At 61.1% G+C, this 25,748-nt stretch carries 19 protein-coding genes; 15 read left to right on the forward strand and 4 right to left on the reverse strand.

Going from position 1 to position 25,748, the window contains the following annotated elements; all coding sequences use genetic code 11:
- Positions 1–3: 3 nt before the first annotated feature.
- The 7 genes from Q9Q94_RS12930 to Q9Q94_RS12960 all read left to right on the forward strand — a co-directional run bounded on the left by Q9Q94_RS12930 (position 4) and on the right by Q9Q94_RS12960 (position 10,550).
- The gene (locus Q9Q94_RS12930; protein ID WP_305980496.1) at positions 4–714 is read left to right on the forward strand and encodes a succinate dehydrogenase iron-sulfur subunit; all 711 of its coding nucleotides are present in this window, start codon (positions 4–6) and stop codon (positions 712–714) included.
- A gap of 3 nt (positions 715–717) precedes the next feature.
- Positions 718–2,322: a citrate synthase gene (gene gltA, locus Q9Q94_RS12935; RefSeq protein WP_305980497.1), complete on the forward strand. Its 1,605-nt coding sequence runs from the start codon at positions 718–720 to the stop codon at positions 2,320–2,322.
- A 79-nt stretch (positions 2,323–2,401) separates the two neighbouring features.
- Positions 2,402–5,251: a 2-oxoglutarate dehydrogenase E1 component gene (locus Q9Q94_RS12940; protein ID WP_305980498.1), complete on the forward strand. Its 2,850-nt coding sequence runs from the start codon at positions 2,402–2,404 to the stop codon at positions 5,249–5,251.
- A gap of 36 nt (positions 5,252–5,287) precedes the next feature.
- Positions 5,288–6,541: a 2-oxoglutarate dehydrogenase complex dihydrolipoyllysine-residue succinyltransferase gene (odhB, locus tag Q9Q94_RS12945; protein WP_305980499.1), complete on the forward strand. Its 1,254-nt coding sequence runs from the start codon at positions 5,288–5,290 to the stop codon at positions 6,539–6,541.
- Positions 6,542–6,681: 140 nt separating this feature from the next.
- Positions 6,682–8,106: a dihydrolipoyl dehydrogenase gene (lpdA, locus tag Q9Q94_RS12950; RefSeq protein WP_305980500.1), complete on the forward strand. Its 1,425-nt coding sequence runs from the start codon at positions 6,682–6,684 to the stop codon at positions 8,104–8,106.
- 72 nt (positions 8,107–8,178) lie between these two features.
- Positions 8,179–9,291 carry a cell division protein ZapE gene (gene zapE / locus Q9Q94_RS12955; RefSeq protein WP_305980501.1) on the forward strand — a complete coding sequence of 371 codons (1,113 nt, stop codon included), beginning with the start codon at positions 8,179–8,181 and terminating at the stop codon, positions 9,289–9,291.
- A 419-nt stretch (positions 9,292–9,710) separates the two neighbouring features.
- Positions 9,711–10,550 (forward strand): DUF2971 domain-containing protein, encoded by an 840-nt coding sequence (locus Q9Q94_RS12960; RefSeq protein WP_305980502.1) that lies wholly within the window; start codon positions 9,711–9,713, stop codon positions 10,548–10,550.
- Between the two features lie 164 nt (positions 10,551–10,714).
- Here the strand turns inward: Q9Q94_RS12960 and Q9Q94_RS12965 are convergent, their stop codons facing one another.
- Positions 10,715–11,968, reverse strand: coding sequence for a putative Na+/H+ antiporter (locus Q9Q94_RS12965; RefSeq protein WP_305980503.1), 1,254 nt, complete (start codon positions 11,966–11,968; stop codon positions 10,715–10,717).
- Positions 11,969–12,109: 141 nt separating this feature from the next.
- Between Q9Q94_RS12965 and Q9Q94_RS12970 the strand changes: the two genes are divergently transcribed.
- A complete protein-coding gene (locus tag Q9Q94_RS12970) occupies positions 12,110–12,901 on the forward strand; it encodes a secretin N-terminal domain-containing protein (protein ID WP_305980504.1) in 792 nt (263 codons plus the stop codon).
- A gap of 167 nt (positions 12,902–13,068) precedes the next feature.
- Here the strand turns inward: Q9Q94_RS12970 and Q9Q94_RS12975 are convergent, their stop codons facing one another.
- From Q9Q94_RS12975 to Q9Q94_RS12985, 3 genes are all read right to left on the reverse strand, one after another.
- Positions 13,069–15,099, reverse strand: coding sequence for a sensor histidine kinase (locus tag Q9Q94_RS12975; protein ID WP_305980505.1), 2,031 nt, complete (start codon positions 15,097–15,099; stop codon positions 13,069–13,071).
- 117 nt (positions 15,100–15,216) lie between these two features.
- Positions 15,217–15,996, reverse strand: coding sequence for a uroporphyrinogen-III C-methyltransferase (gene cobA, locus Q9Q94_RS12980; RefSeq protein WP_305980506.1), 780 nt, complete (start codon positions 15,994–15,996; stop codon positions 15,217–15,219).
- 248 nt (positions 15,997–16,244) lie between these two features.
- The gene (locus Q9Q94_RS12985; RefSeq protein ID WP_305980507.1) at positions 16,245–16,943 is read right to left on the reverse strand and encodes a pectate lyase; all 699 of its coding nucleotides are present in this window, start codon (positions 16,941–16,943) and stop codon (positions 16,245–16,247) included.
- Positions 16,944–17,465: 522 nt separating this feature from the next.
- Here Q9Q94_RS12985 and Q9Q94_RS12990 point away from each other — a divergent pair.
- The 7 genes from Q9Q94_RS12990 (at position 17,466) to pncB (ending at position 25,529) form a co-directional block, all read left to right on the forward strand.
- The gene (locus tag Q9Q94_RS12990) at positions 17,466–19,367 is read left to right on the forward strand and encodes a potassium transporter Kup (protein ID WP_305980508.1); all 1,902 of its coding nucleotides are present in this window, start codon (positions 17,466–17,468) and stop codon (positions 19,365–19,367) included.
- 208 nt (positions 19,368–19,575) lie between these two features.
- Positions 19,576–21,048, forward strand: coding sequence for an NAD(P)H-hydrate dehydratase (locus Q9Q94_RS12995; protein ID WP_305980509.1), 1,473 nt, complete (start codon positions 19,576–19,578; stop codon positions 21,046–21,048).
- 4 nt (positions 21,049–21,052) lie between these two features.
- Positions 21,053–21,937 (forward strand): DMT family transporter, encoded by an 885-nt coding sequence (locus Q9Q94_RS13000; RefSeq protein ID WP_305980510.1) that lies wholly within the window; start codon positions 21,053–21,055, stop codon positions 21,935–21,937.
- Positions 21,938–22,271: 334 nt separating this feature from the next.
- Positions 22,272–23,123 carry a carboxylating nicotinate-nucleotide diphosphorylase gene (gene nadC, locus Q9Q94_RS13005; RefSeq protein WP_305980511.1) on the forward strand — a complete coding sequence of 284 codons (852 nt, stop codon included), beginning with the start codon at positions 22,272–22,274 and terminating at the stop codon, positions 23,121–23,123.
- A gap of 32 nt (positions 23,124–23,155) precedes the next feature.
- Positions 23,156–23,293: a hypothetical protein gene (locus Q9Q94_RS13010; RefSeq protein ID WP_305980512.1), complete on the forward strand. Its 138-nt coding sequence runs from the start codon at positions 23,156–23,158 to the stop codon at positions 23,291–23,293.
- 147 nt (positions 23,294–23,440) lie between these two features.
- Complete coding sequence (locus Q9Q94_RS13015) at positions 23,441–24,310, forward strand: cysteine hydrolase (RefSeq protein WP_305980513.1); 870 nt, start codon at positions 23,441–23,443, stop codon at positions 24,308–24,310.
- Positions 24,311–24,320: 10 nt separating this feature from the next.
- A complete protein-coding gene (gene pncB, locus Q9Q94_RS13020; protein WP_305980514.1) occupies positions 24,321–25,529 on the forward strand; it encodes a nicotinate phosphoribosyltransferase in 1,209 nt (402 codons plus the stop codon).
- Positions 25,530–25,748: the final 219 nt, after the last annotated feature.

Here is a 25,748-nt window from a genome sequence, read left to right on the forward strand (position 1 = left end):
GAAATGACCTCCCGTACCGTCAAATTCAAGATCTACCGCTACGATCCGGACAAGGACGCAGCGCCTTACATGCAGGACATCTCGGTCGAACTCGATCCGTCCGATCGCAAGTTGCTGGATGCTCTGGTGAAGATCAAGGCGCTGGATGATTCGATGTCCTACCGCCGCTCCTGTCGCGAAGGTGTCTGTGGTTCGGATGCCATGAACATCAACGGCAAGAACGGTCTGGCTTGTCTCACCGATATCGACAGCCTGCCGCAGCCGATCACCTTGCGCCCCTTGCCGGGTCTGCCGGTGATTCGCGACCTGATCGTGGACATGACCCAGTTCTTCAAGCAATACCACTCGATCAAGCCGTATGTGGTGAACAACTCGCCGGCCCCGGAAATGGAACGCCTGCAGACGCCAGAAGAGCGCGAAGAGCTCAATGGCCTCTACGAGTGCATTCTCTGCGCCTGCTGTTCGACGAGTTGTCCGAGCTTCTGGTGGAATCCGGACAAGTTTGTCGGTCCGGCCGGTTTGCTCGCCGCTTATCGTTTCATTGCAGATACCCGTGATGAAGCCACCAACGAGCGTCTGGATAACCTTGAAGATCCGTATCGGCTGTTCCGTTGTCACACCATCATGAATTGCGTGGATGTGTGCCCGAAACATCTGAACCCGACCAAGGCCATTGGCAAGATCAAAGAGCTGATGCTCTCAAGGACAGTCTGAGCGATGGCAGACCTGCATCCACTGCGCGAGAAGATCAGGTGGCGGGCACGTCGTGGCTTGCTGGAGATCGACCTTTTCTTCACCCGCTTTGCGGCAACAGAGCTCGACAAGCTCACTGAAACACAACTTCTCGATTTGCAGGATTTGCTGACCTGCGATGACCATGAATTGTGGGCCATGCTTAACGGCAAGCAGGAATGCACGGTCGACAAGTGGAAAAACATGGTGACCCTGCTGCGGCAGAGTGCGCCAGCGATACCAACAGAAGCGCCCCCAGAAACACGTTCCAAGGAAGGGAATGAAGGCATGACCACACAGAAAACCGCCACGCTTGGCTTCAATGGCCAGTCCTACGAGTTTCCGGTTCTTTCCGGAAGTATCGGCCCGGATGTCATCGACATCCGTACGCTGTATGGCAAGACGGGTGCCTTTACCTTCGACCCGGGTTTCATGTCGACGGCGGCCTGTAAATCCTCGATCACTTATATCGATGGTGACAAGGGCGAGTTGCTCTATCGCGGCTATCCGATCGAACAGCTCGCAGTGAACTGCGACTATCTGGAAACCTGCTACCTGCTCAAGAAGGGCGAGCTGCCCAACAAGACCCAGTATGACGATTTCGTCGGCACGGTTAAGCAGCACACCATGGTGCATGAACAGCTGACCCGTCTGTATCAGGGCTTCCGTCGCGATGCGCACCCGATGGCGATTCTGGTCGGCATGGTTGGCTCACTGTCTGCCTACTATCAGGATTCGCTGGATATCAACAATCCCGAGCACCGCACCATCGCGGCGATGCGTCTGATCGCCAAGCTGCCGACGATCACGGCGATGGCCTACAAGTACACGATCGGCGAGCCTTTCATGTACCCGCGCAATGATCTGGATTACGCCGGCAACTTCCTGCACATGATGTTTGCCACGCCGTGCGAAAAGTATGAGCCGAGCCCGGTTCTTTCCCGCGCACTGGATCGTATCCTGATCCTGCACGCAGACCACGAGCAGAATGCATCGACTTCCACGGTGCGTCTGTCGGGCTCTTCGGGTGCCAATCCCTTCGCCTGTATTGCCGCTGGCATTGCCTGTCTGTGGGGGCCGGCGCACGGTGGCGCCAATGAAGCCTGTCTGGTGATGCTCGATGAAATCATGAAGCAGGGCGGCGTCGCCAAGATCGGCGAGTTCATCAATCAGGTCAAAGACAAGAATTCAAGCGTCAAGCTGATGGGCTTCGGGCATCGGGTCTACAAGAACTATGACCCACGCGCCAAACTGATGCGGGAGACCTGTCACGAAGTGCTGAGCGAGCTTGGTTTGCAGGACGATCCGATGTTCAAGCTCGCCATGGCGTTGGAAAAGATTGCTCTGGAGGATGACTATTTCGTCTCCCGCAAGCTTTACCCGAACGTCGATTTCTACTCCGGCATCGTGCAGAAGGCGATGGGCATTCCCGTGTCGCTGTTCACAGGCATCTTCGCGATGGCACGCACCATTGGCTGGATCGCCCAGTGGAACGAGATGATCGGGGATCCCGAGCAGAAGATCGGCCGTCCGCGTCAGCTCTATACTGGCGCCCCCTGTCGTGATGTCAAGCCCATGGCGTTTCGCTGAAAGCGAGCCCGTCCGAAGCATTTGCCCGAAATAACGGGAGTGACAATCAGTTGCTCCCGACCAGAAAAGGCCAACCAACATGAGACAGTTCCAGCAAAACTCCTATCTGTTCGGCAGCAATGCGCCGTTCATTGAAGAGCTCTACGAGAATTACCTCGAAAACCCGTCGAACGTGCCCGATCAGTGGCGCGACTATTTCGACTCCCTGCAGAATCTGCCTGGTGCCAGCCGCGATGTCGCGCACGCCCCCGTGATTGCTTCGTTTGCGCAGATTGCCAAGCAGGGCAAGCCACTTTCAGCTGCCGTCACGACACCGGGTGTGGCCGACAAGCGCCAGATCGGCGTGCTGCAGATGATCAACTCCTACCGTTTCCTGGGGAACCGCTGGGCGCAGATTGATCCGCTCAAGCGTCAGGAACGCCCGGCGATTGCCGAACTTGAGCCGTCTTACTACGGTTTCACCGAAGCAGATCTCTCCACCAGCTTCAATATCGGTTCCTTCCAGTTTCAGGAAGCCAGCCAGGCCTCGCTGCGCGAAATTCTCGATGCCGCCCGTCAGACCTACTGTGGCACGCTCGCCGTCGAATACATGTACATGGCGGACGTGCAGCAGAAGCGCTGGATTCAAAGCCGTCTGGAGCCGATCCGCTCGACGCCGTCATTCGATGTTGCCACCAAGAAGCGCATCCTGGAACGACTGACCGCTGCTGAGACCCTTGAGAAGTATCTGCATACCCGCTATGTCGGTCAGAAGCGTTTCTCGCTGGAAGGTGGCGACACTGCCATCGTGGCGATGGACACTTTCATCAACACCGCCGGCAGCCTCGGTGTGCAGGATATCGTCATTGGCATGGCCCACCGCGGTCGCCTCAATGTGCTGGTGAATGTGCTGGGCAAGGCGCCCAAGATGCTGTTCGAGGAGTTCGAAGGCAAACATGCTTCCGACCTTTCCGCCGGTGACGTGAAATACCACATGGGCTTCTCCAGCGATGTGAGTACCGCTGGCGGCCCGGTGCATCTGACCTTGGCCTTCAATCCTTCCCACCTGGAAATCGTGAACCCTGTGGTGCAAGGTTCGGTATATGCGCGCCAGAAGCGTCGTGGCGATGACAGCAAGAGCCAGGTTGTGCCGTTGCTGATTCACGGCGATGCTGCCGTGGCCGGCCAGGGTATCAATCAGGAATTGCTGAATTTTTCGCAGACCCGCGGCTATGGCACGGGTGGTGCAGTCCATCTGGTGATCAACAACCAGATCGGTTTCACGACTTCTGATCCGCGCGATTCACGCTCCTCGATCTACTGTACCGACATCTTCAAGATGGGCGAGTGTCCGATCTTCCACGTGAATGCAGATGATCCGGAAGCCGTCGCTCTGGCTTGCCAGCTGGCCATCGAATTCCGTCAGACCTTCAAGAAGGATGTGGTGGTCGACCTGTTGTGTTTCCGCAAACTCGGTCACAACGAGCAGGACGAGCCGATGGTCACCCAGCCGCTGATGTACAAGAAGATCGCTCAGCACCCAGGTACTCGCAAGCTTTATGCCGACAAACTGGTCGGGCAGGGGGTGTGTACCAGTGATGAACCGGACAAGATGATTGCCGAATACCGCGAGCATCTGGATCGTGGCGAACTGCTCTACAACCCGGTTCTGTCTGGCCACAGCCGCAAGTTCGCGCAAGACTGGACGCCCTTCGTCAAGAAGGACTACACCGACGAGGCACAAACCGGTGTGCCGATGGCTGAACTCAAGCGCCTCTCCAAGCGTCTGACGGATCTGCCGCAAGGCTTCACCCTGCATTCCCGTGTCGCCAACATCATCGAGGCCCGCAAGGCCATGGGTGACGGGACTCAGCCGCTGGACTGGGGCATGGCCGAGAACCTCGCCTATGCGTCACTGGTGGCGCAAGGCTATGGTGTCCGCATTTCCGGTCAGGATTGCGGACGCGGCACTTTCTTCCACCGCCACGCCGTGCTGCACGATCAGAACCGTGAAAGATGGGATGACGGCAGCCATGTGCCGCTGGCTAACATCCAGCCGGATCAGGCTCCCTTCGTGGTCATCGACTCGGTGCTGTCCGAATCCGGCATTCTCGGTTTCGAGTACGGTTATGCCACTGCCGAGCCGAATCAGCTGGTGGTCTGGGAGGCCCAGTTCGGCGATTTCGGCAACTGTGCCCAGGTGGTGATCGATCAGTTCATTGCTTCGGGTGAAGCCAAGTGGGGGCGCCAGGCTGGCATCACCATGCTGCTGCCACATGGCTATGAAGGTCAGGGACCGGAGCACTCCTCTGGTCGTCTGGAGCGTTACATGCAGCTGTGTGCCGAAAACAACTGGCAGGTTTGCGTGCCCTCCACGCCGGCCCAGATTTTCCACCTGTTGCGTCGCCAGATGGTTCGTCCCCTGCGCAAACCTCTGGTGGTGATGACGCCCAAGTCGCTCTTGCGTCACAAGGATGCCATCTCCTCACTCGACGAACTTGCCAACGGTCAATTCCAGACTGTGATCGGCGAGACTGACAAGCTTGACGCGAAGAAGGTCAAACGCGTTGTGGTGTGCTCCGGCAAGCTTTATTACGAGCTGCTGGCGGAGCGTCGCAGCAAGGAAATCAAGGACACCGCCATCGTCCGTCTTGAGCAGCTCTATCCTTTCCCCAACGATGCCTTTGCGGCAGAGCTGGCGAAGTACCCGAATGCCAAGGATGTCGTGTGGTGTCAGGAGGAGCCGCGCAATCAGGGCGCCTGGTACTGGATTGCCTCGCGTCAGCATCTGGCGCGTTCCATGGGCAGCAAGCACACGCTGTATCTGGTCAGTCGCCCGGCTTCGGCTTCGCCAGCGGTCGGTTACTACGCCGTGCATAACGCTCAGCAGCGTGATGTGGTGGAAGGTGCTTTCGGCAAACTCGGACAAGATCTGGCGCCGCGCTTCTGAGCGCGCCTGATCGGATAAAAACTGGAGAATCAGAACATGATCATCGAAGTCAAAGTTCCGCAACTGTCGGAATCCGTTTCCGAGGCCACCCTCGTCAGCTGGCATGCCCTTGAAGGCCAGGCCGTCAAGCGCGACCAGAACCTCATCGATATCGAGACCGACAAGGTCGTGCTGGAAACCCCGGCACCAGCCGATGGCGTGATCGTCAAGATCATCAAGGCCAACGGTGCCACGGTGACCAGCGGCGAGCTGATCGCCCACATCGATACCGAAGCCAAGGCCGGTGCGACACCTGCTCCGGCTGCTGCGGCAGCACCAGCGGCTTCTACTCCGGCAGCGACTGCTACGGCACCGGCGGGAACCGGTCCGGCTGCCCGCAAGATCCTCGCCGAGAAGGGCATTGATGCCGCTGCGCTGCAAGGCTCAGGCCCTGGTGGCCGGGTCACCAAGGCGGATGCACTGGGCGTATCGCTTCCTGCAGCAGCGGGGAGTTCCGTATCGGTGTCGGCCGTTGCGGCACCTGCGGTTGCAGCCACGGCTTCGTTGCCACAGCCGCCGGTTCCGCCCGCAGTGGAAGCTGCGCTCTCGGATCGTCCCGAACAGCGTGTGCCGATGAGCCGCCTGCGTGCCCGTGTAGCCGAGCGTCTGCTGCAATCGCAAGCCACCAATGCCATCCTGACCACCTTCAACGAGGTGAACATGGCTCCGGTGATGGAGCTGCGCAAGAAGTACGTCGAGAAGTTCGAGAAGGAGCATGGGATCAAGCTTGGTTTCATGTCCTTCTTCGTCAAGGCTGCCGTTGCCGCACTGAAGAAGTACCCGGTGCTGAACGCCTCCGTTGATGGCAATGACATCATCTATCACGGCTACTTCGACATCGGCATCGCGGTTGGTTCGCCGCGTGGTCTGGTGGTGCCGATCCTGCGCAATGCTGACCAGATGAGCATTGCCCAGATCGAAAAGAAGATCGCCGAGTTTGGCGCCAAGGCCAAGGAAGGCAAGCTTTCCATGGAAGATCTGGCCGGTGGCACCTTCTCCATTTCCAACGGAGGTGTCTTCGGTTCGATGCTCTCCACACCGATCATCAACCCGCCGCAGTCGGCGATTCTCGGCATCCATGCCACCAAGGATCGTCCTGTGGTCGAGAACGGCCAGATCGTCATCCGTCCGATCAACTACCTTGCCATGTCGTACGACCACCGGATCATTGACGGTCGTGAGGCGGTACTTGGTCTGGTCGCGATGAAGGAAGCACTGGAAGACCCGGCCCGCCTGCTGCTGGAAATCTGATGGATTAAAGGGGAAAGGGGGAAGGGAGAAGGGTGTGCAAACGCCAGTTCTTCCCCTGATCTTCCGATCGAATAACAGATGTTGGAGGTGAGCGGGGCACCCTTCCCCCTTCTCCCTTCCCCCTTCCCAGGGAACCCGAAATGAGCCAAGAATTTGACGTCGTAGTCATCGGTGGCGGACCCGCCGGTTATGTTGCCGCCATCCGCGCTTCGCAACTCGGGCTGAAGACCGCCTGCTGCGAATCCCAGTCATACGCAGATCCCAAGGGCGAGCCGCGTCTGGGTGGTACCTGCCTGAATGTGGGTTGCATCCCGTCCAAGGCGCTGCTGCATTCGTCCGAACTGTATGATCAGGCCAGCCACTCTTTCGTCATGCACGGTATCAAGGCCGATAGCGTGACCATCGACGTGCCATCCATGATCAAGCGCAAGGACAACATCGTCACCCAGCTGGTCAGTGGCATCAAAGGGCTGTTCAAGAAGTACAAGGTCACCTTCATCCCTGGTCATGGCAGCTTCGTGGCCAATACGGATGGCAAGTGGCAGGTGAAGATTGGTGAAGAAGTGGTGACCGCTACGCATGTCATCGTCGCTACCGGTTCGCACGCCCGCCATTTGCCGGGAGTTCCGGTCGACCAGAATCTGGTGCTGGATAACATCGGTGCGCTCAATATCTCCGGTGTGCCCAAGCGCCTTGGCGTGATCGGTGCCGGTGTGATCGGCCTCGAAATGAGTTCGGTGTGGAAGCGCCTCGGCTCCGAAGTCACCATCCTCGAAGCCATGCCGGATTTCCTCGCCGCGGCTGACGCGAATGTTGCCAAGGAAGCCTGGAAGATCTTCACCAGCAAACAGGGTCTGAATATCCAGATGGGGATTCAGATCAAGGAAGTGACACCCAAGAAGAAGACCGTCGTCATCAAGTACGAGAACGACGATGGCGACCAGACCCTCGAGGTCGACAAGCTCATCGTCGCTGTCGGTCGCGTGCCGAACACCGCTGGCCTGAATGCCGAAGGCGTTGGCCTTGCGCTCGACGAACGCGGTCGTATTGCCGTGGATCACCACTGCGCCACCAATCTGCCCAATGTGTGGGCGGTCGGCGATGTGGTGCCCGGCCCGATGCTGGCGCACAAGGGCATGGAGGAAGGCGTGATGGTCGCCGAGCGCATCGCCGGGCAGGCCACCACGATCAACCACGACACCATCCCCTGGGTCATCTATACGCATCCGGAAGTGGCCTGGGTCGGCAAGACCGAGCAGGAGCTCAAGGCCGCCAATGTGCCCTACAAGCAAGGCCAGATTCCATTCCTCGCGAATGGACGTGCGCTGGGGCAGGGTGACACCACCGGTTTCGTCAAGGTGCTGGCGCATGCAGAAACCGACCAGATCCTCGGCGTGCACATCCTTGGTACCAACGCCTCGGAGCTGATTGCTGAAGCCGTGGTAGCAATGGAGTTTGGCGGCGCTGCAGAAGATCTGGCGCGCACCTGCCATGCTCACCCGACCCTGTCGGAAGCCATGCACGAGGCCGCCCTCGCCGTCGACAAGCGCTCCTTGCACTTCTGAGCGCAGGCTTGATGCAGCAGACAGGGGGCAAAGGCCAAAACCTTTGCCCTTTGTTGTTTTGAGGCAGGAATCATGGACTCACACAAGATCCTCAATGTTCCGGAATTCGGCGTGCGCGATGCCTACGATGCGCTGCTCGGTATGCGTGGCTACACAGCTGATCCCGCCCAGCTGCGGGCCATCGCGCGCCTGCAGCAGCTCTACACCGAGCTGCTTGAATTCAAGGCGAAGCGTCGCACCCAGCTGCGCAAGCTCTTCATCCATCCGGACCTGCCGCGCAGTGTGTTCCTGTGGGGCGGCGTAGGGCGTGGGAAGAGCTTCATCATGGATTGCTTCTTCGAGGCGGTGCCCTACAAACGCAAGCGCCGGGTGCACTTCCACGCCTTCATGCACGAAATGCATGCCCAGCTGCGCGCCCACCAGAACGAGGATGATCCGCTCGCTCGCGTGGCGGATGACATCGCCAAGCAGACGCGCCTCCTGTGCTTCGACGAGTTCCACGTCTCCGACATCGCCGATGCGATGATCCTCGGGCGCCTCCTGCAGGCCCTGTTCGAGCGCGGCGTGGTGTTTGTGATGACCTCCAACTACCCGCCAGACGGCTTGTATCCGAATGGTCTGCAGCGCCAGAATTTCCTGCCGACCATCGAGCTGATCAAACAGCAGTTTGATGTGCTGGAAGTCGACAATTGCACCGACTACCGGTTGCGCACGCTCGAATCCCTCAACATTTTCCTGACCCCGGCGGACGAGGCTGCGCAACGCGAACTGGCCGGACATTTCGGCAAGGTTGCCGGCACAACCGGTGCGCCCGGTGAGATTACCGTGCAGGACCGCAAGCTGCCGGTGCGGCGTGTCGCGCCCGGCGTCGTCTGGTTCGACTTTGCCACCCTGTGTGGTGGCGCGCGTTCGCAGAACGATTACCTCGACATCGCCAGCCAGTACCACACTGTCCTGCTCTCCGATGTGCCCGTGATGAAGAAGGAGCAGGGCAACGAAGCGCGGCGTTTCACCTGGCTCATCGATGTGCTCTACGAAGCCCGTGTGAAGCTCATCTGGAGCGCCGCCGCCGACGCGCCGGAACTCTATCGTGAAGGCCCCAACGCGCAGGAATTCCCCCGTACGGTGTCACGCCTGATCGAGATGCGCTCGCGTGAATATCTGGCCGAGCCGCACCGGGCGTAGGTCTTCGGGGGGGGGGCTGCCCTGAGAGCCGCGCCCAGCCTTGCTTGCAGCCCAGTGTGCGTGGAGAAGGCCTCTGCGCGCGGTTTTTTAGAAAATGGGAAAAGCCCTCAAGCTGTACGCACTCCGTAAGTGCCGGGCTTATAGTGCTGTATGAATTCTGTTTGATCGGCTGGAGCCGGCCAATTACAGACGCTCAGATTTTCCGCTATAAAGCGGTCATTCAAGGCGCTTGGCGCCAAAAGTCGGTCTGCTGCTTTTTCTGGTGATTTGGTAGATCATTTGACGTAGCCGAATTATCAAAGAACAAGCCAGCATGCGGGCCTTGGCCAGAGTCAAACCATCGGAGTTATACAGCAGGCTCCGATGTGACAGCAGCAAAACTGCTGTCCACTTTTAACGTTTAGCCAAGACTCTGCCCGATGAATAGCCTGTTTTTTAAATACGTAACCATCAATACACTTGAAAAAATACTGGATGGGAAAAGTTTAAAATTCACAAACCCTCTGGATTTTAACGATCCGTTTGACTGCAACTTCCCAGGGTACTCTTTGTCAAAAAAACAGATAGAAAAGTCAACAAAAAATGCATTTAAAAAACTCGGCGTTAATATAAGTTCAATAAAAAACATATCCAACGAAATAAATCAGCTACACGCAAAAATTCACAACGAGCTCGAGATTCATCTCTCTGCCGTCAGAGATGACTGGGATAAGCTGATATCGAAATACAGAGTACTGTGCGTCACAGACAAAAGAGATAATATTTTAATGTGGTCGCACTATGCGGAATCGCATAAAGGAGCGGTTATCGGTATTGACTTTTCGTTCTTGTCAGACAAGAAGCCTGACCTTGTAACATACGAGCGCTACGGAGATTGGTTTAAAAGAAAAATAGATTTAGAAATCGACAAGTCGATTCATTCAATAGTGCGTAGCACGTTTGATGGATCGTCAAGTAATTATACAGAAGATTCCTTTAGCGAAAATGTGATGGCTGCAATGGCTGAGTATTTCTATTTCAAAAGAAATGACTGGCGCTACGAACGAGAGCATAGGCTTGTAGTTCAATCAGGGGCACTTTCGAACGATTTATACCCAATACCGCACACAAGCATCAAAGAGGTTGTTTTTGGGGTAAATACAGAAAGTGAGACCGCCAAAAGGATAGCAATAACGGCAAAAGCGATTAATGGCTCGGTTAAATTATACAAAGCAGTTAAGCGCCATGGGGAAATAGGCTTTAATGAACTACTTGGCTAACAACTCGGCCAAGCGCACAGTCAAAAACTACGTTTTGGGTATCCTCCGCACCTACGGAGCTCCGGCAGCCGCTTACCTCCAACGTTAAAACGTCCGCTTTCCAAAAGTCTGACCGTCCGCACCGGGTCGATCTCCGCCATTTCAAGGCATGTCAGATCGGCGATTCAAAGCACCAGAAACGCCCCAGCCGCCACCGCTGTTGGCAGCGCCGCGCCAGCGAGCAGGCCGAGCGGGCTGATCGAGCCATCCTCGAAGCATTCGCGCAGCATGGCGAAGCCGGCGGGGTTGGGGGCGTTGGCGATCACGGTGAGGCCGCCGCCCGTTACGGCACCGGCGACCAGCGCGTAGCGGAAACCGTCCGAGCTGCCGTCAACCAGTGAGCCGAGGTAGGTGAGGGCAGCGTTGTCGGTGAAGGCTGTGAGGCCCAGTGCACCGAAGAACAGGGCGATGTCGTCCATATCGGCGAGCAGGGGCTGGAGCCACCATTTCTGGAGTGAGCCGAGCACGACGAGGCCGGCCAGGAAGAGGGCGACCATCAGGCCTTCGCGCAGGATCAGGCGGTCCTGATGGCGCTCGTAGGCGTCGGCAAAACCCAGGAAGAGCAGGAAGATGGCCATGAACACGACGGGGTGGTGGCCGAACACGACCACGCCGGCGAGGCAGGCGAGATGGACCGCTGTGACCAGCCATGGCGCAGAGGCGCGCGGGGCGGGCGTCTTCGGGGTGATGCCCTGCAGATCCTTGCGGAATGCGGCGGTCAGGGCGATGGCATTGATGAGCACGGCGATCGCGGCTTTCCAGCCGAAGGTGCTGGCCATGAAGGCGGTGTCCCAGTTCCAGGCGCCGGCGACCATCAGCACGGGAGGCGCGGCGAAGCTGGTGAGGGTGCCGCCAATCGAAATGTTCACGAAGAGCACGCCGAGGGTGGCGTACTTGAAGCGGGTGGAGACATTCTGTGAGTAGTAGTGCTCGCGCAGCAGCAGGGCGGCGACCGTCATGGCGGCGGGCTCGGTGATGAAGGAGCCGAGCAGCGGCACGCCGGCCATGACGATGAAGTAGCGGGCGACAGCCTGTGGCAGCGGCAGGATGCGGGCGAGACCTTCAACCAGCTTGCCGCAGACTGCCAGCACCGGCCGCGAGGCGGCGACCACCATGATCGCGAAGACGAACATCGGTTCGGTGAAGTTCAGCCCTTCCAGATGAGCGATGGTGGCGGGCGAGCCGAGCCAGGCAAACATGGCGGCGATGAGTGCTGCGGCCCAGATGCCGAATACGGCTTCGATTTCGCCCATGAAATGCCACACGCCGGCATGCGTGCCGCCGGCGTGGGCCAGGTGCTCGAAGCGCGGGGTGAGGAAGGTGTGCAGCACCGCGATGGCAAACAGCGCGGTGGCGAGGATTTCGATGCTGTGATTCATGCTTGGCCTGGAAGATCTGTACTCATGACAGACCCTCATTATGTGGCCAGGTTCCGCTGGTCGTGTCGGTCATTCGTGCGCATGGCGCCTGCCCGGATGGGCGTCGATAATGAGACGTGTGTTCCTGATCGTGGAGTCGTCATGCGAAAACTCTTGCTTGTTCTCCTGTGCATGGTGCTGAGCCCGCTGGCACAGGCACAGCAGCGCATGGAAATCTTTCCCCTGCGCCATCGCCTTGTCGAGCAGGTGTTGCCGGCCCTGCAGCCTTTGCTGGAGCCGGGCGGCACGATGTCAGCCATGAGTGGGAAGATCATCGTGCGGGCTTCACCGGCCAATCTCGAGCAGATCCGCCGCGCGCTGGAGGCGATCGATACCCGCTCGCGCAGCCTGATGATCTCGGTGCGGCAAGGCGGCTCCGCGCAGGAGGACAGTACCCGCATCGGCGCCGATGGCCGGGTGGTGATCCGCAATGGTGAGGTGAGCGTGGATGGGCGCGGACAGGCGAGTACGCGCAGCAGCCAGAGCAGTGGCCAGACCTTGCAGACGATCCAGACCGTGGAGGATGGCGAGGCCTTCATTTACCTCGGCCGCAGCGTACCGTTGCCGATGACGCAGATGGTGTACGGCCCGGGCGGCGCGGTGGTGTCACGCGGCACGCAGTATGTGGATGTGGGCTCGGGTTTCTCGGTGCGGCCGCAGCTGGCCGGCGATCAGGTGATGCTGAACATTGCGCCGCAGAATCAGCGCATGAGCGCTGGCGTCATCGAAGGCAGCCGGTTATCCACGACCGTGCGTGGCCGCCTCGGGCAGTGGTTGCCGCTGGGCGGGGTGAGCCAGCAGGCGGACACCAGCGGGCGCGGATTGATGGATTACCGCAGCGGGCACAGCGAGCAGACCAGCGAATACTGGATCAAGGTCGAGGCGCTGGAGTAAGCAGGCTGCGAGAGGTGCCCGGGCCGTTCCGGAATCGGAGGGTGGCTGCAGACCCGCATCTGGCGGGCCTGTTCGAGCATGCTTGTTGCGAAGGCTCGTCAGTAAAGGCGCTGCGGGCAGCTTGCCCGGAAACGCAGGACAGATGCGGCTCGTGAGGTGGGGGGCGTTCAACCCGCTTTGGGCAGGCTGACGAAGAAGGTGGCGCCTTCGCCGAGGCGGCTGATGCAGCCGACCTGACCACCGCTGGCTTCGACGATGTGCTTGACGATGGACAGGCCCAGACCGGTGGAGTGCTCTCCGCCGGTGGGGCGGGCAGAGAGGCGCGTGAACTTGCGGAACAGGCGGCTCTGATCGTCTTCCGAAATGCCGGGGCCTTCGTCGCGGATCTGGATCAGGGCGTGGCCACTCTCTTCCTCCAGCCGCACATGCACGCTGCGTCCGTGCGGTGAGTACTTGATGGCATTCGACACGAGGTTGTCGACGATCTGGTGCAGGGCCGTCTTGTCCGCCATGACCTTGAGCGGCGTGTCGGGCAGTTCAAGCTTGAGGTGGATGTCCTTGACCTCGCAGCGCTGCCGGAAGGCATCGCAGACGCTCTGGATGCTGTCGCGGACATCCAGGCTGGTCGGGCGCAAGGCGTAGTGGCCGGACTCGATGGCGTTGATGTCAAGCAGGTTGCGGATGATGTCAAAGATCAGCTGCGCCATGCTGCGTACGTTGCCCAGACGATGGATTTTCTTCTCGTCATCCCAGGCATGCCAGCGTTCGCGCAGCAGGTCGACGTAGCTGATGATGGCGGCGGTGGGATTCTTCAGATCGTGCGCGGCGATCTGCAGGAAAGCGCCGCGCTCTTCGTGCAGCTCGGACATGGCGCGGCTGTTGCGCTCCAGGGTTTCGTGCTGCAGGCGTTGCTGCTCCAGCGCTTCCTCCAGTTGCAGGGTGCGTTCGGCGACACGGGATTCGAGCTGGGCTTCGGATTCGCGCAGCACTTCGATGATCTGCTGTTCGGCGATCAGATTGTCGTTCTGAGCCTGGATGCGGGCGCGCTGCAGGAGATAGACCTTGTCGGCCAGTGCGAAGGCCACGACGATCATGGTCAGCCCGGCGCCCAGCGGGAAGGCATACAGGGTCAGCGGGGTCGCCTGGATCAGATTGAAGCCGGTGGCGACATGCAGCCCGCCACCGGTGACAAGAATGCCATTGGCGATCAGGTAGAAGCGGGCAGCACGGTTGCCCTGGCGGAGTGCGATGATGCCGGCGCTCAGACCCGACAGGCCGGTGAGGGTGCCGATCAGAAAGTCTGCCGGGATCGAATAGCGCGCCCCGGCAATGAAATGCAGCGGCAGGATGGCGGCTTCCAGCCACATGCACAGGCGCATGAGCAGATCGGAGCGCGGGCTGGTCTGGCGCAGGTTGAGGAAGCGGCGGGCGAAGTGGGCATAGGCCAGACTGGCAACCACCGGCAGCAGCAGGCTGGCCAGTTCCATGACGGCAGGGGAACGATAGAAGGCCTGCTCGTGCAGCAGACCGAGCAGATGCCCCTGGAGCAGGCCGCAACTGGCGATGAAGAGCAGAAAGTCGGCGTAGTCGCGGTCCCGCGTGGTGATCCACACCATCAGGCTGAGCAGGCTCAGGGCAAAGAACACCCCGCCGTAGGTGCCCAGCCACAGGCGCTGGGTGAAGCTCTGGCGGTAGAAGTCGGTGTCTGCATAAACGCGGGGCCAGACGATCAGCGGGCGGGTGGCTGACAGGCGCAGGTAGATCGTGGCGCGCTCGCCCGGCGCGGACATGTCGAGCTCGAACACCTGATTGTGATAGGGCTCGAGCTTGAGGTCCTGAGTGCGTTCGTCGAAGCCGCCGCTCTGGGTTTCAAGACTGCCGTCGGCGCGCAGGATGTAGAGGGTGGCGCGATCAAGCAGGGGGTTGGAGAGCTCGATGATGTGCCCGCCGCCTTCAGTTGCCGTGATCTCCGTGCGCAGCCAGGCGGCGCTGCGGGTGAAGCCGGCGCTCAGCAGGCTTGTTTCGGAGTTTTGCCAGTCCGTGTCGGGCAGGCTGCGGATTTCGGCCAGTGAACGGCCGCTGTCATCGAGCAGGCTTTGCCAGGCGACAGGCAGGGTGGTGGGCGAGCTTTGCGCTGCCAGAGCGCTCAGGCTGGTGCAACACAGTACCGCCAGGATGAACGCGATGAGCCTGCGCATGTCTTTCCCCCTTGATGCGTCGGCAATCGTGCTAAGCGATACCGGTCTCTAGGCATTCTGGCATGCCCGGCAAAGTCACTGCCTGTCTTGTTGTGGCGATGCTACACCCGTCGGCATTCACGCTTGCACGCTGCCGGAAAACCAGTCGAGCCGCTCATGCAGGGAAACGACGTCGCCAATGATCAGCAGGGCCGGCGGCTTGAAACCGGCACTGACAACCTTCTGTGGCAAATCGGCAATCGTGCCGGTCAGTGTCTGCTGGTCGGGCAGAGTGGCTCGCCGCACGCAGGCGGCCGGCGTGGCCGGGCTCATGCCGTGGGCGATCAGCTGGCGGCTGATGTCCGGCAGCGAGGTCAGGCCCATGTAGATCACCAGGGTCTGGCCGGGGCGGGCCAGGGTGGGCCAGTCGAGATTGCAGGTTTCATCCTGCAGATGGCCGGTGACGAAGAAGCAGGATTGCGCATGCTCGCGATGCGTCAGCGGAATGCCGGCATAGGCTGCTGCGCCGGCGGCAGAGGTGACACCGGGCACGACTTCAAAGGCAATGCCCGCCCGCTGCAGGGTCTCGGCTTCTTCACCGCCACGCCCGAAAATGTAAGGGTCGCCGCCCTTGAGGCGCACCACCTGCTTGCCCTGCAGGGCAAGCGTGACGAGCAGCTTGTTGATGTCCAGCTGGGGCAGGGCGTGGTTGCCGGCTTTCTTGCCGACATAGATGCGCTCGGCATCGCTGCGCGCATGCGCCAGCACCGCCGCGCTGACCAGATTGTCGTACACCACCACGTCGGCCGCAGCGAGCAGGCGTGCGGCTTTCAGGGTGAGGAGTTCCGGATCGCCGGGGCCGCCGCCGACGAGATAGACCTTGCCGGGCGGAGTGCGTTCGATGCTGGGCGTGTTCATGGGCAGGAGTGTAGCGACTTCATGCGGCGCGCGGGAGAGTCGCCGTGAGAGCCGCTTGTGGCGGGCGTCTGCAGGCGCCCTGCCGGTACAACCGCTCTCGGCAAGGGTGAGCGGGCAGGCCGGCCGGAGATGCCCGCCAGAAGCCGCTCTGCAGGCCCCTCCGCAAGAGGCTTTCGTACATGCGAAAACCCCGCCACAGGGGCGGGGTCCGGATCTGCGGGAGCCCGCCGGAGCAGGCCCGCTGACGATCAGTAGGACGTGACGTTGGAGGTGCTCACCACGCAGTTGCTGGTGTTCCACTTTTCGCCCAGCGAGGTCGGCTCGGCGCCGGTGTTGTTGCCTTGATACGTGGCACAAACCTTCGGGCTGCCGGACTTGTAGCCTTTGATCTGCAGGCTGGTGATGGTGGCCTTGTCGCCGTAGTTGCTGTTGATGCCGACCACCGCAGCGCTGACGTTGGCCAGCTTGGTGCTGCTGATCGTCACGTAGCGCGCACCTTGCGACGAGCAGTTGCCGCAGGAGCGATACAGCTTGCCGATGGTGTCAGCCGCAAAGCCGCTGATCTTGATCGTGGAGCCGATGCCGTTGTGCTGGAACACCTTGTCGGACGCCTTGTAGGCCGAACCGCCGCTGACCGTCATGGTCTTGCCCGAGCCGCCTTTCATGGTCGCGGCGTCTTCGCAGACGTCAGGCCACTTCACGCCGGACAGGGTGCAGGAGCCGGTACAGTGGATGCCGTCAGCGGCTGCGCCGGCCTTGATCACCACATTCTTGATGGTGGCGCCGTCAGTCAGCAGGAACACCGGCTGCTGGCTTTCGGACTGGCCGTCACAAGAGGTACCCACCGTGGCGCCGCCGTAATCCTTGGTGCCGGTAATGGTGGTGGTGGCTGAAGCCGACAGGGCTGAAATCGTCAAAATCAGGCCGAACAGAAGCTTGCTGTACATGGAATGTCTCCTCGTTTCATTGTATGAGGCCGGCCCCTTCAAGAGGGCCGGCTGACACCAGAGGCGGCACTTGCTGCGGATGTCTGAGCCGTTCCCGGTGTGGGACGCAATTTCTATCACTTAGGTTTATGTGTCAATAGATGGAATCTTGCTTTTTGATACCGGAAACATCGCTGTTGCACAAAGGTTTTTGCTGTAGCGCAAAATTTGTGCTCGGGCTGTTTTGTGGAGGCGCCGGAAAAGGCTTTGGCAACAAGGCCTTGCTACCGGTAACAATGTTTGTTGCGCAGCCGCGTATTTGATGTATTTGGTGTTTGTACAAATTTTGATGATCAGGGAAAATACCTATGCCTGATTACGGTGCATTTGCGTCACCGGACGACGCGTGTCAACTCGCGCATCAGGGCACAGAAGCAACACTCTTTTCATGGCGGGATTGTTCCCGGACAGGTGAGGTGGTAGCTTCGCGCCAATTTCAAACACGCTCCGCCTTTGCCGTGTGCGGGAGCAACAGGACGATCAATGTCACAAACGACAACAGGCCACGGCGCGGAGATTTCGCGCACGCGGCTGGCAGGGCTCACGCTGGCAGCAGTCGGCGTGGTGTTCGGGGATATCGGCACCAGCCCGCTGTACACGATGAAGGAAGTGTTTGGCGGGCATGGCATCGCGGTCAGCCACGACAATGTGCTGGGCATCCTGTCGCTGGTGTTCTGGGCGCTGATGCTGATCGTGTCGCTCAAATACGTGCTCTTCATCATGCGTGCGGACAATCGCGGCGAAGGCGGCATCATGGCGCTCACTGCCCTGGCGCAGCGCGCGGTGGGCAAGGCTTCGCCACGCATGATGTGGGGGCTGACGGCGCTGGGCATCTTCGGTGCGGCACTGTTCTACGGCGACGGGGTGATCACGCCGGCAATGTCGGTGCTTTCGGCAGTGGAAGGGCTGGAAATCGCCGCGCCGGGCATGCATCGCTATGTCGTGCCGATCACCATCGTGGTGATCGTTGGCCTGTTCTGGATGCAGAGCAAGGGCACGGCCAGCGTGGGCGCCCTGTTCGGCCCGGTGATGGTGACCTGGTTCCTGACCCTGGGGACACTGGGCCTGGCTCAGGTGATCCATCACCCCGGCGTGCTGGCGGCGATCAACCCCTGGTATGGCATGAATTTTTTCATCGAGCATCGCCTGCACGGCTTTCTGGCGCTGGGCTCGGTGGTGCTGGCCGTCACCGGTGGTGAGGCGCTGTACGCCGACATGGGCCACTTCGGCCGGCGGCCGATCAAGCTGGCCTGGTTCTTTCTGGTGCTGCCCTGTCTGTACATGAATTATCTGGGGCAGGGGGCGCTGCTGCTTTCCGACCCTTCCACCGTGCGAAATCCCTTCTACCTGCTGGCGCCTGACTGGGCGCTGTACCCGATGGTGGGGCTGGCCACGATGGCGACCATCATTGCCTCGCAGGCCGTGATTTCCGGCGCCTTCTCGCTGACCCGCCAGGCCACCCAGCTCGGCTACTGTCCGCGCATTGCCTACATCCACACCTCGGCGCGCGAGATCGGCCAGGTCTACGTACCGGGCATCAACTGGGCACTGCTGCTGTCGGTGATTGCGCTGGTGCTGGGCTTCCGCTCTTCCAGCAATCTGGCCTCGGCCTACGGCATCGCGGTGACGATCACCATGCTCATCGATACGGTGCTGGCCTTCATCGTCGTGCAGGCGCTGTGGAAATGGCGCTTGTTCCAGAGCATTCCCTTCCTGGTCGGCTTCCTGATTGTCGATCTGGGCTTCGTGATTGCCTGTTCGGTCAAGGTATTCGATGGGGGCTGGTTCCCGCTGGCCATGGGGGCCGCCATCTTCACCTTGCTGGCCACCTGGCATCGTGGGCGCACGCTGCTGTCTGAGCGGACCCGGCTTGAAACCATGCCGCTGGATATCTTCATTTCCTCGCTGTTCCACTCGCCGCCGCGGCGGGTCGAGGGCACCGGCATCTTCATGACTGCCAACTCCGAAGGCGTGCCGCGCCCGCTGCTGCACAACCTGCTGCACAACAAGGTGCTGCATGAGCGGGTGGTGCTGCTGACGGTGATCAACGAGGATGTGCCCTTCGTGCCCGAGATCGACCGGGTGGAGGTGCAGACGCTGGACTTCGGCTTCTACCGCATGTTCGTGCGCTACGGCTTCAAGGACGAGCCGGACATTCCGGGCGCCATGGAGCAGGCCACGACGACCGGGCAGATGGAATTCCGCATGATGGAAACCACCTTCTTCCTCGGTCGCGAGCGGCTGGTGCCGCATGTCAAACCGGGCATGGCGATGTGGCGCGAACGCCTGTTCTTCTTCATGTTCCGCAACGCCAGCAGCGCGGCCGATTTCTTCAGGATTCCGCCCAACCGCGTGGTTGAATTCGGTACCCAGGTCGAGCTCTGACATCGCACGCTGTGGCTGTCTGTACAGCCGCAGCGCGCCTTGCTCTCCAGCATGCCTGCCTGTCTGGCCGCGCCAGGTGCGGCTCTCCGGCCTGCTTGCCCGGTGAGGTCCGCCGCATGCGGCTTTCGGGCAGGATGGACTGCCGGGCTTGCGATGTACGGCCTGAAGCGCCAAGCTTGAGGCCGTGACGTAATCGCGTGCCCGCCTGATGTCTTTCGCCTCTCCTCTTCCCGTCCTGTGCAGCAGTGCCTTGCGCGCCGTCGAAGCCGGGCAGTCTGCGGCGCAGCCGTCGCTGATGGAACGCGCAGGGCGCGCTGCGGCCGATTTTGCGCTGGGTCTGCTGAACGGCAGCCAGGGCTGCGTGCTGGTCCTCGCGGGGCCCGGCAACAATGGCGGCGATGGCTTCGTGCTGGCGCGGGTCTTGCGCGAGCGGGGAATCGAAGTCGTGGTGGTCAGTTGCGCCAAAGCCATCAGATTGCCGCCGGATGCCGCTGCGGCGCGCCAGCGCTGGCTGGAAGCGGGTGGGCAGATCCTGCCGGACTTCATCGGCACACAATGGGCGCTGGTGGTCGATGCCCTGTTCGGTATTGGCCTGACCCGTGCCATCGAAGGCATTCATGCCGAGTGGATCGCACGTCTGAATGCGATGAGCTGCCCGCGTCTGGCGCTGGATCTGCCTTCCGGGCTGGACGGGGACACCGGAGCGCTGACCGGCCCATGCGTGCACGCCACTCATACCGCGAGCTTCATCGCCCTCAAACCCGGCTTGCTGACCCTGGACGGGCCTGATCACTGCGGTGAGCTGCGGCTCTTCGACCTCGATCTGCCCGCGCCGGCCGCGACCGGCAGTACGCTCACCACAGCCTGTTTTTCCGCGCAGCTGCAGCCGCGCCGACGCAATTCCCACAAAGGCAGCTTCGGCTCCGTCGGTGTGATCGGCGGCGCCGAAGGCATGCAGGGAGCGGCCTTGCTGGCTGCCCGGGCCGCGTTGCATCTGGGGCCGGGCAAGGTTTTCCTGGGCATGCTGGATACGCGCGGTGCCGGTGTCGATCCGGCGCATCCCGAAATCATGTGGCGCAGCCCGGGTGAGCTGCAATTGCTGGCCAGTGCTCTGGCGATCGGGCCGGGGCTGGGCAAGGGGGAGGCCGCCAGCCTGCAGCTGCGCCGCGCTCTGGGCTTTGCCGGGCCATTGCTGATCGATGCCGATGGCCTCAACCTGCTGGCCGATGAACCCGTGCTGCAGGGCGTTGTGGCGACGCGTGCCGCCGCCAGCATCCTTACGCCGCATCCGGCCGAGGCTGCGCGCCTGCTGCAGATCACCGTGGCGCAGGTGCAGGCCGACCGGCTGGGCATCGCCTGTGATCTGGCCCGGCGCACCCGCGCCCTGGTCGTGCTCAAGGGCTGTGGCAGCGTGATCGCCACGCCGGACGGACGCTGGTTCATCAACACCACCGGCAACAGCGGCATGGCCAGCGGCGGCATGGGTGATGTGCTCAGCGGTTTCATCGTGGCGCTGCTGGCACAAGGCTGGCCCGCGCTGGAGGCGACCCTGTGCGGCGTGTACCTGCATGGCGCCGCCGCCGATGCGCTGGTGGCCGAGGGCAACGGCCCCATCGGCCTGACGGCCAGCGAGACCATTGCCGCTGCAAGGCGCCTCTTCAATTCCTGGATTCATCACTGACTCAATGGCTGCTCCCCACCCCTTGCGCGGCGTCGCGCTGTTTGCCTGTGCGGTATTCCTGTTTGCCTGTCTCGACACCACCATCAAGCACCTGACCGTGAATTTCAGCGTGCCACTGCTCGCCTTTGTGCGCTACTTCATGCATCTGTTGCTGATGCTGGCCATCGTGGCGCCGCGTCACGGTCTGAAGATGGCACAGGCCCGGCGCCCGGGGCTGGTGATCCTGCGTGCCCTGTGTCTGGTGGTGATGACCCTGTTCATGATGTTCGGCCTCAAGCGCCTGCCACTGGCCGAGGCCACCGCGATCGGTTTCGTGGCCCCTCTGCTGGTCGTGTTGCTGGCGCGTCCGCTGCTGGGTGAGCGCATCGGTCTGCTGCGCCTGCTGGCGGTGCTGAGCGGGTTCGGGGGCGTGCTGCTGGTGGCACGCCCTGGTAGTGATCTGGACTGGATCGGTGTCCTCTTCGTGCTGGTAGCCGCCTTGTGTGGCACGGCTTACCAGTTGCTGTCGCGGGTGCTGGTGGGCAGCGAGAGCACGCTGACCCTGCTGTTTTACGTAGCGCTGGCCGGCGCCGTGTGTTTCGGATCAAGTTTGCCCTGGGTGCTGCACGGACCGCAGCCGGGCTGGTTCGATGCGCTGTTGATGCTCAGCCTGGGCGTGACGGGCGGACTCGGCCACTACCTGTTCACACATGCCTATCACGATGCGCCGGCCTCCTTGCTGGCGCCGTTTTCCTACCTGCAGCTGCTGTGGGCCGGCCTGCTGGGCTGGCTGGTGTTTGGCCGCGTGCCGGATCACCTGACCCTGCTGGGCATGGGCATCATCGCCGTGGCTGGCGTGGTGGTGGCTGTACAGCAGCACCGCTCCGCGTCCTCCACGGAGCAGGCCTGAAGCACCGCACGCTGCCTGGCTTGCCAGCATGGTTGTCGCGAGAACAAGGCTGCATGCGGCTCTGCACGAGAGGGCATGATTGCGACGGATATTGCGGGGGATATGGCGCATGTCGTTGCAGAGCGGGACGGCCACCCGCCGTGCGGGCTCCCGACAATCGGGTAGTTGCACGCAATCGCCCGTTCCTTCTGGGTAATGTCCCATGTAATGGCGCAAGCCTGAGCGCCTGCCGCCGTGTACAATCGCCGGCGCTAACACAGCCTGCGGCGCGGATGTCCGCTTTGTCCGGACGCGCCGGGGCACACAGACAAAATCGTCACAACAGGGAAAACTGATGAACCGATTCTCCGAACAACTGCGCATCGAGATCCTGCGCTCCGTGGCCCAGGCGCTGGCCGAAGACGTGGGCACGGGCGATCTGACCGCCCAGCTCATCTCCGACAACTCCAGCGCGCGTGGCCGCGTGATTACCCGTCAGGATGCCGTGCTGTGCGGCACCGCCTGGTTTGATGCCGTGTTCCAGATGCTGGACCCGGAATCCTCGGTGATCTGGCATGCCAAGGACGGTGATCGAATTACAGCCGGGCAGAATCTGTGCGACATCTTTGCCAGCGCCCGTGCACTGCTGACCGCCGAACGCACCGCACTGAATTTCCTGCAGATGCTCTCCGGCACCGCGACCACCACGGCACAGTATGTCGCTGCCGTGGCCGGCACCAAGGCGAGCATCGTGGATACGCGCAAGACCCTGCCGGGCCTGCGCATGGCGCAGAAATTCGCAGTCAAGACGGCCGGCGGTGTCAATCACCGCATCGGCCTGTATGACGGAATCCTGATCAAGGAAAACCACATCATCGCCGCTGGCGGTGTAGCCCAGGCCATGCAGCGGGCACTGGCGCTGGCTCCATCAAACGTGTTCATCGAAGTTGAAGTCGAAAATCTGGCACAGCTGGAAGAAGCCCTGCAAAGTGGCGCGAAGCTGATCCTGCTGGATAATCTGGATATCGACGAAATGCGCGAAGCCGTGAAGATCACGGCCGGCCGTGCCCAGCTTGAAGCGTCCGGCGGGGTGAGCTTGGCGCGGGTGCGCGAGATTGCCGAAACCGGTGTGGATCGCATCTCGATCGGCGCACTGACCAAGGATCTGCGCGCGGTTGACCTGTCGCTGCGACATATCGAAGAATGAAGTAAGTACTGAACGCGGAGAAGGAAAGACAAATGTGGTTCGCCTTGTACTACGTCGTTGCCATTGTCGTGCTGATCCTGCACTTCACCGGCTTTCTCGCCCGACGCAAGCTGGAGTGGCTGCTTTACGTGCTGGCGCTGACCGTTTTTCCCGCCGTCTGGTATCTCTGAGCCTGAAACACCCGGGTACGGCAGGTTCATAGACGGCCCCGGCCAGCAAAAGGGCGAGCATGCATGCTCGCCTTTTTGCTGGCCGGATTGTTTATCATCAGGAGCTGCGTGCCCTTGAAGGGCATGGATACCGGACAGGAGTGTCGCGTGGCACAGCGCAAATTGCAGTTGCTCATCATCGATCCGCAGAATGATTTCTGTGACCTTCCGGAAGCGTATTGTCCGCCCTTGCCCACAGGCGCGGAGCGCATGCTGCCGGCCTTGCCGGTGAGTGGTGCGCATGCCGACATGCTGCGGCTGGCCGCGCTGATCGATGCAGGCCTGGCAGGGCTGGGCGACATTACCGTTACGCTGGATTCGCACCAGCATCTGGATATCGCGCACCCCACCTTCTGGTGTGATGCCCGTGGCGCGGCGATTGCGCCCTTCACCCAGATCACCGCCGCAGATGCGCGCGCCGGCAAATACCGGCCGAAACTGCTTCAGGCACAGGCGCGCGTGCTGGCCTATCTGGATGCGCTGGAAGCCGCCGGGCGGTACACGCACATGGTCTGGCCGGTGCACTGCGAGATCGGCACCTGGGGCCATAACATCCATCACGATTTGCGCCTTGCGCTCAATCGCTGGGAAGAGCAGTGCCTCGCCGTGGTCGACAAGGTCTCCAAAGGCAGCAATCCGTGGACCGAGCATTTCAGCGCCATCATGGCCGAAGTGCCTGATCCCGCCGATGCAAGTACCCAGCTCAACGCGGGGCTGATTGCCCGGCTTCAGAGCGCCGATCGCCTCTACATCGCGGGCGAAGCCGGCAGCCATTGCGTCAGGGCCACCGTCGAGCACCTTGCCGATAACTTTGCTTCAGCCGATCTGCACAAGATCGTACTTATCGAAGACTGCATCAGCCCGGTCAGCGGCTTCGCAGCGAACCAGACCGATTTCTTCCGTGCCATGCAGGCACGCGGCCTGCAGGTGCTGTGCGCGGCCGAGGTCATTACCGAACTGCACGCCAACGCCATCTGAACAAACCGACATGCAAGCCTCCAGCCAAGCGCCCGTCGTGCGCAGCCTGCTCGAAAACGACCTCTACAAATTCACCATGTGGCAGGCGCTGCTGCACAGCCATCCTGGCGCGCAGGCCGAGTACCGCTTCGTCTGCCGCAACACCCCGGCCTTTCCGCTGGCGGAATTGAAAGACGCTGTAGAGCTGGAGCTGGAACGGCTGTGCAGCCTGCACTTCGCGCAGGCCGAGCTGGATTACCTCTCCAGCCTGCGCTTCATCAAGAGTGATTTTGTCGACTTCCTGACCGTCTTCCGCTTCCAGCGCCGCTTCATCGAAGTGCGTGCCGAGGGTGAGCATCTCGCCATCGTCGCCAAAGGCCCGCTGGTGCACGTGATGGGCTTCGAGATCTTCGTGCTCTACATCGTCAATGAGCTCTACTTCCGCCGCCTGAGTCAGGACGGCGTGCTGGAGGTGGCGCGCGAACGCCTGCATGGCAAGATCGAATTGCTCAGGGCCCACGCCGCGGAGTTGTCGGCTGACAGCGCCTCTCCATTCGTCTTCTTCGATTTCGGCCTGCGTCGGCGCTACTCCGGTGCCTGGCAGGAAGAGGTTGTACAGACCTTCGCGCGTGAGTTCCCGCTGCATTTTCGCGGCACTTCCAACGTCTATCTGGCGAAAAAGCTTGGCCTCACGCCCATCGGCACCATGGCGCACGAATACCTGCAGGCCTACCAGTCATTCGGCTTCCGTCTGCGCGACTTCCAGAAGGCTGCGCTCGAAGGCTGGGTGCAGGAGTTCCGGGGCGATCTGGGAGTTGCGCTCACCGATGTCGTCGGCATGGATGCCTTCCTCGGTGATTTCGACCTGTATTTCGCCAAGCTCTTTGACGGCCTGCGTCACGATTCGGGCGACCCCGTGGAATGGGGTGAAAAGGCCCTGGCCCATTACGCGAAGCTGCGCATCGATCCGACGACCAAGCGCCTGGTGTTCTCCGACGGCCTCAACATTCCGCGCGCGCTGGAGCTGTACCGCCACTTCCGCGGGCGTATCCCGACCAGTTTCGGCATCGGTACCGATCTCTCCAACGACACGCCGCACAAGGCGCTCAACATCGTCATGAAGATTACCGCCTGCAACGGCCAACCCGTCGCCAAGCTTTCCGACTCCCCCGGCAAAACCCTGTGCGAAGACGAAACTTTTCTGGCCTATCTGCGGCAGGTTTTCAGGCATCCGGTTTGAGTCCGGTCGCGGAACCAAAGCTGTGTCAGCAAATTGGCTGCTCGTGCTGAGCGCAAGAAGCAAAGCGGATGACGGCTCTGCACGGTTCTGATGTGCGTACGTGCGGCCTTGCGTGCAGGTGGTTCGGAGTCATGCCGGCGGTTTGCCGTCGCGCAGGTTTGCGCATTTCAGAGGGCTGTCTGTGGAGCCACGCTGCGCTTGCCTGTGCAGCGCGCATGC

This window comes from Uliginosibacterium sp. 31-16, from assembly GCF_030730865.1.
Lineage (GTDB): Bacteria > Pseudomonadota > Gammaproteobacteria > Burkholderiales > Rhodocyclaceae > Uliginosibacterium.